Annotated in this window: 6 protein-coding genes; 3 read left to right on the forward strand and 3 right to left on the reverse strand. The window is 70.8% G+C overall.

The features are described from left to right. A partial coding sequence (locus tag AC5LUJ_RS11740) for a Cas10/Cmr2 second palm domain-containing protein (protein WP_493464932.1) occupies positions 1-1,735 on the reverse strand: 1,735 nt, incomplete at its 3' end. A gap of 423 nt (positions 1,736-2,158) precedes the next feature. On the opposite strand from AC5LUJ_RS11740, the gene AC5LUJ_RS11745 reads away from it, so the two are divergent. Next, positions 2,159-4,480 (forward strand): NACHT domain-containing protein, encoded by a 2,322-nt coding sequence (locus AC5LUJ_RS11745; protein ID WP_493464933.1) that lies wholly within the window; start codon positions 2,159-2,161, stop codon positions 4,478-4,480. A 42-nt stretch (positions 4,481-4,522) separates the two neighbouring features. Here the strand turns inward: AC5LUJ_RS11745 and hisS are convergent, their stop codons facing one another. Together hisS and AC5LUJ_RS11755 are read right to left on the reverse strand one after the other, a co-directional pair. Then, positions 4,523-5,842, reverse strand: coding sequence for a histidine--tRNA ligase (hisS, locus tag AC5LUJ_RS11750; RefSeq protein WP_250282151.1), 1,320 nt, complete (start codon positions 5,840-5,842; stop codon positions 4,523-4,525). A gap of 225 nt (positions 5,843-6,067) precedes the next feature. Continuing rightward, positions 6,068-6,712 carry an adenylate kinase family protein gene (locus AC5LUJ_RS11755; protein WP_250282150.1) on the reverse strand — a complete coding sequence of 215 codons (645 nt, stop codon included), beginning with the start codon at positions 6,710-6,712 and terminating at the stop codon, positions 6,068-6,070. A gap of 665 nt (positions 6,713-7,377) precedes the next feature. Here AC5LUJ_RS11755 and AC5LUJ_RS11760 point away from each other — a divergent pair. Both AC5LUJ_RS11760 and AC5LUJ_RS11765 read left to right on the forward strand, forming a co-directional pair. Further along, on the forward strand, positions 7,378-9,039 hold the full coding sequence (locus AC5LUJ_RS11760) for a hydantoinase B/oxoprolinase family protein (protein WP_250282149.1): 1,662 nt from the start codon (positions 7,378-7,380) through the stop codon (positions 9,037-9,039). Between the two features lie 360 nt (positions 9,040-9,399). Further along, a complete protein-coding gene (locus tag AC5LUJ_RS11765) occupies positions 9,400-10,152 on the forward strand; it encodes an HD domain-containing protein (RefSeq protein WP_250282148.1) in 753 nt (250 codons plus the stop codon). Positions 10,153-10,225: the final 73 nt, after the last annotated feature.

Below are 10,225 nucleotides of genomic sequence, written 5' to 3' on the forward strand. Positions count from 1 at the left end.
CGTTGGGGGAGCCGGGGCCGGCGAAGAGATCGAGCCCCCGGTCGCGGTAGCGCGCCAGCAGCTGGCGGAACCGGCCGTCAGCGGCGTCCTGCCCGAGGAACAGCGCCTCCCGCAGGTCGTGCATCTGGCTGGTCGGCAGCTTGCGGTCACCCACTTCGGCCGTGCCGTCGAGTCCGTCGGTTCCCTCGGCCGGGCCGAAGGCGGCGGTGAGCGCGGCCACGCGCCGGGCGAGGTCGTCCCAGTGGCGCCCCACCGTCCACGGCTCACGCATGTCGCGGGTGACCACGTAGGGCTGCGCGTACAGCAGGGCCCGCAGTTTCCGCCGCCTGCACGGGTCGGGTTCGGCCGCGATGTCGGCCGCGCCAGGCGCGACCTGCATCCGGTCGCGCAGGTGGGCCGGATCGCTGCCACCGCTGTCGTACAGGACGTGGAAGGAGAACGCGGACGCCCGTGGCTGGAACCGGGGCCGAATCCGGGGCTGCCGCGGTTCCCCGGGCGCCGACGGTGACGCGCCCGGTTCCGCGGGGCTGTCGGGGCTGTCGGGGCTGTCCGCGGGCGGCTCCTGGCCCACCGAGTACAGCTTGACCGTCTTCTTCGCCTCCTTCGTCAGTTCCTCGGCGAGGTCGTAGGCGGCGGAGAACGGGAAGTGCGGTTTGACGACGGCCACCCCGGCGCAGGCGGTGAGCCCGTCCGGAGCCTGCGGCTGGATGACCGGGTTCTCGCGGGTGGCTTTCTCGAAAGCGACGAGATACGCCTCGGTGAAGGCCAGCGAGACGGAACCGGTGCAGACCACCGTGAGGTCGTCACCGCCGAGCACCAGCGGCAGCACCGGTACCTCACCGTCGACGGCATGGCCGTGGGGGAGCACCTGCCGGCAGTGTTCCAGCGCCTCGCGGAACGCCTCGCGGGTGCACGCGTCGACGGCTTTCGAGAACGGCCCGAGAGCGTCGGCGTAACGGTCGCTGGTCGGCGTGTCGCCGTCGCCCGTGGTGCCCAGGCCGGTGAACAGCTGGCCGAGGCTGTTGCCGTCCGCGTGGATGACGGCGACCCAGTCGGGCACGCCCTCCAGATGATCGGCGATCTTCTCTAGTTTCTTCGACGGGATGCCGGCGTCGCCCGCCAGCCGGCGGAATCCGGCGTCCCTGGCTTCCCGCTTGGCTATGGACGGGCGGGCCCGGGGCTGCCGTGACCGCGGGCCCTCACCCTCCCTGATCACGTCGTGGGCGGGCAGGCCGCTGGCCGCGCACTCGTCCACGATCGGGATGCGGGGGAAGCGGCCCGCCGGGCCGGGCCGGTCAGCCCGGACCTGCGGCAGTGCCTCGTGGACCTCGCGGCAGCGCCTGGCGAGCAGGCTGACCGGCCGCTGGCCCGGCTCCAGGTGGACGCCGTCCCAGTCGAACCCTTCGCCGACCACGCCACACACGTCCAGACCGGGAGCCTCCCGCAGCGCCCGTGTCGTCACCCTGCTGACCAGGGCTCTTCCCCTGTCCGGGTCGCGGACGACCACCTTGGCGCTGCCGGCCGCGGCCACCAGAAGCTGTGCGTCCCGGCCGGCGGAGATCTGCCAGTCCCGCCCGAAGCCGGGGAACTCGGCCCGCAGCGCGTCAAGCGTCCAGCGCTCGAGCCGGTAGATGAGCTCGGAGGCGCCGACGTTCTCCCGCCGCTTCGTGGTCTCGAAGATGAAGCTCTGGTTCCCCGACGTCTCGATGAGGACGACGTGACAGGTGACGCCCATCTGCTGGTCCTTCCGTGCGCTCCGCGTGTTGCCGTGCCCGGTGTGTCGTCCCGGCGCCGGGACGACGGCTGCCCGTCCACTCACCCCTGACGGACGAAGCCCGCGGCTGGGTTTCAACCCCTCCGGGGACGGCCTCCACCTACCTCTGACGGACGAGACCGGCAGGCCCGCGTCTGGCCGTTCCAAAGTAACCGTGCTTGCTCCAGGTAAACGGCGCTCGGGTCCCGTAACCGCCGGCCCCGCCCCCGGAAAGCGCCAGGACCGGGACCGGCGGTCCCCGTCCATACCTGACGGACGACGTAGACGACAGGCGACGCGGACGACGGGGCGGCTACGGACAGCGGGGACGGACAGGACGACAGGCCGCCTCGTCCGTCAGGGGAAGGTGACAGATCGACCCACAACCGTGAAGGGCGAGACGCGATGGCCACCGACCGCCAGACCATGAGCGCCTGCCGTATCCTCGTCCATCTCGTCGGGGCCGCCGACCTCGGCGCGTCATCCGGAGAGCAGTTCCGGGAACGGCTCGCCGAGCTCGTCGCGGCCGGCCCGGACGAAGCCGGACGCCTGTTGACGACGAGCGTCGACCCGGCGCGAAAAACACCGCTGATCGCGGTGTTCGCGGCCGGCGCCCCACAGTACGACCGGGTCGTTCTCGTTGTTACCAGGCCCCGTGCCGGCCAGCCCGCTGATTCGGGCCAGACACTGTCGCTCGGCGAAGCAATCAAGAAGCTGCTGGAATCCGACAGCCTGTACGGCGTCAGTTTTCCACCGGGGGCCGTCGAAATTCTCGAAGCCCACGGACCATATCTCGCGGGGACTCGGCCGGTGATACGCCGGCGGCTGCGAGAGCTTCATGACGCCGGTGTGCCGCCGCACGTCGACATCACTTTCGGCGGCGGCGCCACCAACGCGGCGATGGGATTGGTGATCGGGGCGCTCGAAAGCGAGGTGGAGCCGCATCTGGTGCTCCTGGCCGAGCGTGGTGGCCACCGCATCCTGCCGAGCGAGAAAATACCGAGCGCGAACGAGAACGACGACCGCTGGCTCGTCCGGCACCGGTTCTATGCGTCCATGGCCAGTCATGATCAGGACAATGAAGAGCTGTGGAAGCGCCGCCTCAACCGTCAGATTCTGGTGGCCGAGGGCGTTGGTGGCGCCGGCTGGGACGATACCGGCGAGGAGGAACTGGCCCGGGTCCTGCTGGAACGGATCGACCGGCGGGAGGTGGTCGACGGCATGCTCTTCCGCGCGTGGCTGGAAGCCCGCGTCCGTAACCTCGCGGCCCGGGACAGCGCGGCCGGCGTCGACGCCGATCTTGATGATCTGATCAGGCGTCGCTTTCCCGACCGGGAGATCCGCGCCGCGCAGAAGAAGGAACCGCGGAGCAAGCTGTCCAAAGATGAGATCAGGAAGCTGCGCGCCGCCCGCGCCAAGCGGGAAGTGCCGACATCCGCGCTCGACCTGCTGCTCGAGCCGCGGGTGTGGGACGCCGAAATGGCGGCCAAGGATCTGGTGCACGTGAACCGGACCAATCCGCGGGATCTGGGGATCATCGACCGGTTTCTCGAGACCCAGAGCTATCTGCCCAGGTATGACGAGGAGATCGTGGAGCTCGGTTACCCGCGGTGGCGTTATCTCGATGATCGGCGTGCCCTTATTCTTCTTGCGATGGGCATGGATTCGGTCGAAGGTGACGACCCGCCGACACCCCGCCTGGATGCGCTCATCCAGAAGGCCGCCTGTAAGAACGTCACGCCGGTCATCCGGATTCTCGTGTCCGAAAAGACCGAGCCCGTCGGCCGGCTGTGGGAGACAAAGGCGCGTGGGAAGAACATCGATTGCCGCATCCTCCTGAAAAGTGGGATCGATTTCGGTGATCTCGATGACATCCGCTTGGACACCTGGGACGCGCTCCAGGCGGAAGGCGATCTCGACACGGTCAAGGAGATCTGGGTCGTCGTGAGCTCCGGACGGAAGCCACAGGGGCTCGGGCTGACGCTCGCGGGTATCGAATGGGGCCTGTCGGCCGCCTGCCCCACCCGGTTGGCGGAGATCCGTCGTTCCGGTGCGGGTTCGGACGAGTCGATCGTCGAGATCGACGGGGAGGCCGTGCTCAACCGTGTCGCCGGTGACGCCGAGCTGGCCCGGGTCGCGCTTTCCGCGCTCGAGTGCCTGGACGTCAGCGCCGCGGTGGCGCTGCTCGGCCAGGGCTCCGCCCAGCGGCTGCGGCCCTTCGCCGACAGAGCGCGAAGGCTGGCTTTCATCGGGCCGTCCGCAACGCTCGACCCGCGGTGGCTGGCATCCATCGGGCTGCCGGAGGGCCCGGAGCGTCTGCCCTTCCTGCTGTTGCGAGCCCGGCTCCGCCTGATGGAGACGCTGGCGGAGAGCGATCCCTGGGGCTGTGCCGTGCGGGCGGCCGTGCTGTGCGAGGGAACGCTGGGCAAGAACGGCAAAAACGGGTGGAACGCTCTCAAGAACCGTATTCCCGAAGCCGGCAGGATCGCTGGATATCGCAATGACAGCCCGGCCTCGCACGGGAAGGAAAAGGCCGCGCGGACGGGCCGGGCTGTCACTCACCCGTCCGCGGAGAAGCTGCGGGAGTGCTTGCGTGGCCTGCGCGAAGGGCTCAGCAGGCAGGTAAAGGTCGACGGCGTGGGGCTGCCGGACACCTGGGACGGTGTGCTCGTCGACGAGCTCAGCCGGCTGCGCGGCGAGCTTCGGGCGTTCACCGCGCCCGCCTGAACAGGGGCTGCGCCGGGTCAGAGGTCAGGCGGCAGTGCTGGGTCAGGGGCGGTGCCAGGTCTGGGGGTCGGCGGTGACCTGTTCGCCGCTGGCCATGTTCTTGACCTCGTGCGGCTTGCCGTCCTCGAAGGGTGGGAACCAGACGAACGGGATGCCCTTGCGTGACGCGTAACGGATCTGTTTTCCCAGCCTGTCGGCCTCGTGGTAGGTCTCGACGTTGTAGCCGCGGGCGCGCAGGTGTGCGGCGGTGGCCCTCGCCTCGGCCCGGCGGGCGTCGCTGGGGAGCACCACCAGGACGTCGCTGGGGCAGCTCGCGGCGGTTTCCAGGCGTCCTTCCGCCAGGAGCTTGGCGAAGATCCGGGTGAGCCCGATGGAGATCCCGACGCCGGGCAGGTGCCGGCGGATGAACGACCCGGCGAGGTCGGCGTAGCGGCCGCCCGAGCAGATGCTGCCGTAGTCCGGCCAGTCGACGAACTTCCCCTCGTAGACGGTGCCGGTGTAGTAGTCCAGGCCGCGGGCGATGGACAGGTCCGCCACGATGCTGCCGGCGGGCAGGTCGGAGAGCTCGTCGAGGACGAACGACAGCTCGTCCAGGCCCTCGTCCAGCAGGTCGGAGGTGACGCCGAGGCGGCGGATGTCGTCGGCCACGCCGGTGTCGCCGCCGCGGATGTGGGCGAGGTCCAGGCAGGCGGTGATCTGTTCGGGGGTGAGCCCGAGGGTGCTGGCGAGCAGTTTCTCGACGCCGGCGGTGCCTATCTTGTCCAGCTTGTCCGCGACCCGGATGACGCCGAGCGGGTCGCCGATGCCGAGCCCGGTGTAGAAGCCCTGCAGCACCTTCCGGTTGTTGATGTTGACCGACCAGGCGGGGATGCCGAGCCCGGTGAGGATCTCGTGGACGATGCGGGGGAGCTCGGCGTCGAAGTACAGCGGGACGCGGTCGACGTTGATGACGTCGATGTCACACTGGGTGAACTCGCGGTAGCGGCCTTCCTGCGGGCGCTCGCCGCGCCAGACCCGCTGCACCTGGTAGCGCTTGAACGGGAAGACCAGCTCGTTGAAGTGCTGCGCGACGTACCGGGCGAACGGCACGGTGAGGTCGAAGTGCAGGCCGAGCCGGGCGTCGCCGTCGTCGCCGTCGTCGGCCTGCAGCCGGCGCAGGGTGTAGACCTCCTGGGAGGTCTCCCCCTTCGCGAGCAGCACGTCGAGGGCTTCGACGGACGGGGTCTCGACCGAGCAGAAACCGTAGCGCTCGAAGGCCCGGCGGATCTCGTCGAGCCAGCGCAGCTCGACCAGCCGCACCTCGGGCAGCCACTCGGGGAATCCGCTGACCGGCGCGGGCCGGACGAGCTGCTCGTTGCCCATAGCGGAAACGCTCTCCTCTCGAGGACTACCTGACGTCGTGCACCGGATACGGTGAGGCATCGCGTGTGCGTCCCGGCCGGTCGGTCAGGACGCGCCTGAATCCAGCATGACCCGCCGGCCGTACCGTATCCCTTGCGCCACGGCGTGGGGACGGACGTCGTGGCGCACCGCGCGACGACGACCGCGCGACGGCTCCGCGGCGGCTCCGTGCCGGTAGCCGCCGGGCTACGACAGCTTGGGCAGGTCGAAGTGCTCGCGGATCTCGGCCTGGACGTCGACGGCCGGGTGCCGGGCATCGACGATCGCCACGTACTCCTTGCGCTGGAAGATCTCCATCACCGGCCTGGTCCGGGCGTGGTACTCACGCAGCCGGACCTCGAGCGCCTCGGGGTTGTCGTCCGAACGGGTCAGCAGCTGGCCGCCGCAGACGTCGCAGGTGTCCGCCACCCGGGGACGGCTGGCGATGAGGTTGTAGTCCAGCCCGCACCGGGAGCACAGGCGTCTGGCCAGCACCCGCCGGTAGACCTCCTCGTCCGGCAGGTCCAGGTAGATCACACCGTCGATGTCGTAGCTCTCCAGGAAGAACTCGGCCTGCCGGGCGTTGCGGGGGAAGCCGTCGATGACGAAGCCGTAGTTCCAGTCGTGGCTGGCGAGCCTGTCCCGGACCACCGACTCGACGAGGTCGTCGCCGACCAGATGGCCGCTGGCGACGACGCGTCTGACCTGGGCGCCCAGTTTGGTATGGCTCTGTACATTCCAGCGGAAAATGTCACCCACGCTGATATGGACGAGGTCGAGGTCGTCGGCGAGCATTTTCGCCTGCGTGCCCTTGCCGCTGCCCTGCACGCCCATGATGACGAACTTGCGCATACCCACCTCCGGCTGCCAGAAGTCTCCGGTTCCCAGGAATTCCCCGCCACTCGCCATGCTCTCCCCGCGGCCCGGCCGCGGGCCGGCGCCGCGCGGCCCCGTCAGTCCGTGAGCTGGCGCCGCGCCGTACCCGCCGGCCTGCCAGGACGGTGGCGATGTGGTGATCGGACGGACGGCCCGGGCGCCGACCGGCCGGACACGCGCGGGAGCCTGCCGGCCGCGCCGGAAGCCGCGCCGTCCGGAGTCCTGGTCCGCTCGACAAAGCGCCGTTCCTGTTCCCTGTCGTTTGTGCCCGGCTGTTCCGCGCCCGGCCGTTCTGTTCCCGGCCGCCGCCCGCCGGCCCCACGCCGACCGGGACGAGGCCCGACCGTACCAGTGCCCGCCCGGCCCGGGAGGTACGCACACGGGAAATCTTCGTACTCGCCGGTGAAACAGTACAAAATGACCTTTTCGAAGCCGCCGGTGGCATCAGGACGGGCGAAGGGCAATGTTTTGGCGAGTATTTAGCGAATATTTGGCGAATGTTGCGGATGTCGGCGGCACCGGTGGGCGGGCCGTGGCGGGAACCGCGTATCCGGTCGCGCGGGCTGGTCCCGGCCGGCCGGCCGGCCGCCGTGGCCGGCCGATCCGTGACAGGCGCCCGGATAGCGGGCGAAGATGGCCGGGTGGACCCGGTGACGCTGTCGGTGCTGGTGAGCGGGCTCGCCGGGATCGCCGAGGAGATGGGGACGCTGCTGGTCCGCAGCGCCTACTCGTCCAACATCAAGGAACGTCGCGACTGCTCGGCCGCCCTCTTCGACCGGGCCGGCCGGATGATCGCCCAGGCCGCGCACGTCCCCGTGCACCTCGGCGCCATGTACGAGTCGGTGCGGGCGGTGGCCGCCCGCGGTGCCAGGCCTGGCGAGGTGTGGGTGCTCAACGACCCGTTCGCCGGCGGGAACCACCTGCCCGACGTCACGCTCGTGTCACCGCTGGCGGCGAACGGCGAGATCATCGCCTTTGCCGCGACCCGGGCGCACCACTCGGACATGGGCGGCATGCGCCCCGGGTCGATGCCGGCCGACTCGCGGGAGATCTACGCCGAGGGGCTCATCATCCCGCCGGTGCGGCTGGTCGCCGACGGTGAGTGGCGTGCCGACATCCTCGAGCTGATCTGTGCGAACTCGCGCACGCCGGAGCTGCGCCGCGGCGACCTGCGGGCCCAGGCCGCGGCGAACCAGCTGGCCGGCACCAGGCTGGCCGAGCTGATCGAACGCCGGGGCCTGGACGTCGTGCTGACGGCGTTCGCCGAGGTGCTGGCCTACGGCGAGCGGCGCTCCCGGGCGATGATCGCGGCGCTGCCGGACGGCCGGTACACCGCCGCCGGCGAGGTCGAGGGCGACGGCGTGACCGATGACGACATCCCGATCCGGGTGGCGGTGACGATCGACGGCGACGCGCTGACGGTCGACTTCGCGGGCACCTCGCCGGCGGTGCCCGGCAACGTGAACTGCCCGCGGGCCGTCACCCGGTCGGCCTGCTGTTTCGCGCTGCGGGTGCTGCTGCCCGAGGACGTCCCGGCGAACGACGGCACCTACGCCCCGCTGGAGGTGCTGACGCGGCCCGGATCCCTGGTGGACGCGCGCCGGCCGTCCGCCGTGGTCGCCGGGAACGTCGAGACGTCCCAGCGGATCGCCGACACGGTGCTGGCGGCCCTGTCCCAGGCCGTCGCGGCCGGCACGGCCCGTGAGGCTCGTACGGACAGCACGGCCGGCACGGCTCGTACGGACAGCACGGCCGGCACGGCTCGTACGGCCGGTGGGCCCGCGGCCGATGGGGCCGGGCGGCGTGAGCCCGGCGACGGCCCGGTCCTGCCCGCGCAGGGGCAGGGCACGATGAACAATCTGATCATCGGCGGGCGGGGGTGGACGTACTACGAGACGCTCGCCGGCGGCCAGGGCGCGTCCGCGCGCGGGCCGGGGCCGTCCGGTGTGCACGTGGGCATGACCAACACCCTGAACACCCCGATCGAGGCCCTGGAGCTGGAGTACCCGATGCGGGTCGAACGCTACGAGCTCGACATGGCCACCGCCGGGGCTGGTCGGCATCCTGGTGGCGCGGGGCTGGTGCGCTCGATCCGGGTGCTTCAGGAGGCGGCCCTGTCGCTGCTCACCGACCGCCGTCGGCACGCCCCGCAGGGCGCCGCCGGTGGCGGGCCAGGCGCGGTGGGGCGCAACGAGGTGGACGGCGTGCGGCTGCCGTCCAAGGCGGGCCTGGAGCTGGCGGCCGGGTCGGTCGTCACGATCCGTACTCCCGGTGGCGGCGGCTGGGGCCCGTCCGACGGCTGAGAGCCGAGGGCTTCCGCCGGCCGCTGCCGGGGCCGCTGCCGGGATGTGTACGGACGCGGCATACGGACGGCATGCGGATCCCGGCCGCGTCCGTGGTCGGATCGGCGTCGATCTCTGGCCGAGGTGATTGTCGTGCGCGCGGCGCCGCTATGATCCGTTTTTGGTTTGATGATATAAGGATGTTGTTCCAATGTTATTTTTATAATCATTTGTTGGTTGACTTGGTTACTTCTGGGGTGTAAATGCACGGAACGTACCCATGGTCGAATCGAAGTCCGTTCATGGGCACGGTGAGTCACGGCTGGTGAGTCACGGCTGCGAGGCAACGGGGCCGCGCCCAATGGCGGTGGAGGAGGTCCGGTGGACACGGTGGTGCTGTCGTCACTGGCGCGGTCGTTCGACGCCGCCCTGCTGTCGGCGGGTGCGCGGGCGGATGCCGCCGAACGGGCGTCCGCGTTCGAGGATCTTGTCCTCCGCTACTGCGAGCCCGGCCGTTTCTACCACACGCTGCGTCACGTGAGTGAGACGTTGGTCGCGCTGCGGCTGCTCGTCACGGCCGACCGGGAGCGCGGCCGGGAGCAGGACCGTGACCGGGCCGGCGGGTGGGAACGGGCCGGCGGACGGGCCCGGCCGGGCGGAGCGGACGACCCGGCGTCCGCGCTGCCCGCCTGCCGGCTCGCGCTCTTCTTCCACGACGCGGTCTACGACACGCGGACGAGTGACAACGAGGCCCGGTCGGGCGAGCTGGCGGCCGCCACGCTGACCGCCCTGGGCTGCCCGCGGCCGGTGGCCGCCGACGTCGACCGGCTGGTGCGGGCAACCGCGGCCCACCTGTCCGCGGGCCCGGACGAAGCCATGGTCAACGACGCGGATCTGCGGGTGCTGGCCCGGCCGGCGCCCGCGTACGACGTCTACGCCCGCAGGGTACGGCGGGAGTATGCCTGGGTCTCCCCGGAGCGCTGGGCCTCCGGCCGGGCCGCCGTGCTGCGCACGCTGCTCGAACAGCGCGTCTACGCCACGCCGTGGGCGTCCCGCCACTGGGAGCCGATGGCCCGCGCCAACCTGCGCCGCGAGCTGGCAGGCCTGCGCCGTGAGCTGGCCGGCCAGCCCTGAACACCTGCGACAGCACTCCGGTGGGTGGAAACCGCCACGGCAGCGACCGTTTCCACCCACCGATACGGAAGCC

The organism is Protofrankia sp. CiP1_Cm_nod3 (assembly GCF_982290655.1).

Bases quoted from the DNA above. Each gene is read 5' to 3' on its own strand.
- AC5LUJ_RS11755 (WP_250282150.1), bottom strand. From the start codon at position 6,712: ATGCGCAAGTTCGTCATCATGGGCGTGCAGGGCAGCGGCAAGGGCACG.
- hisS (WP_250282151.1), bottom strand. From the start codon at position 5,842: ATGGGCAACGAGCAGCTCGTCCGGCCCGCGCCGGTCAGCGGATTCCCC.
- AC5LUJ_RS11745 (WP_493464933.1), top strand. From the start codon at position 2,159: ATGGCCACCGACCGCCAGACCATGAGCGCCTGCCGTATCCTCGTCCAT.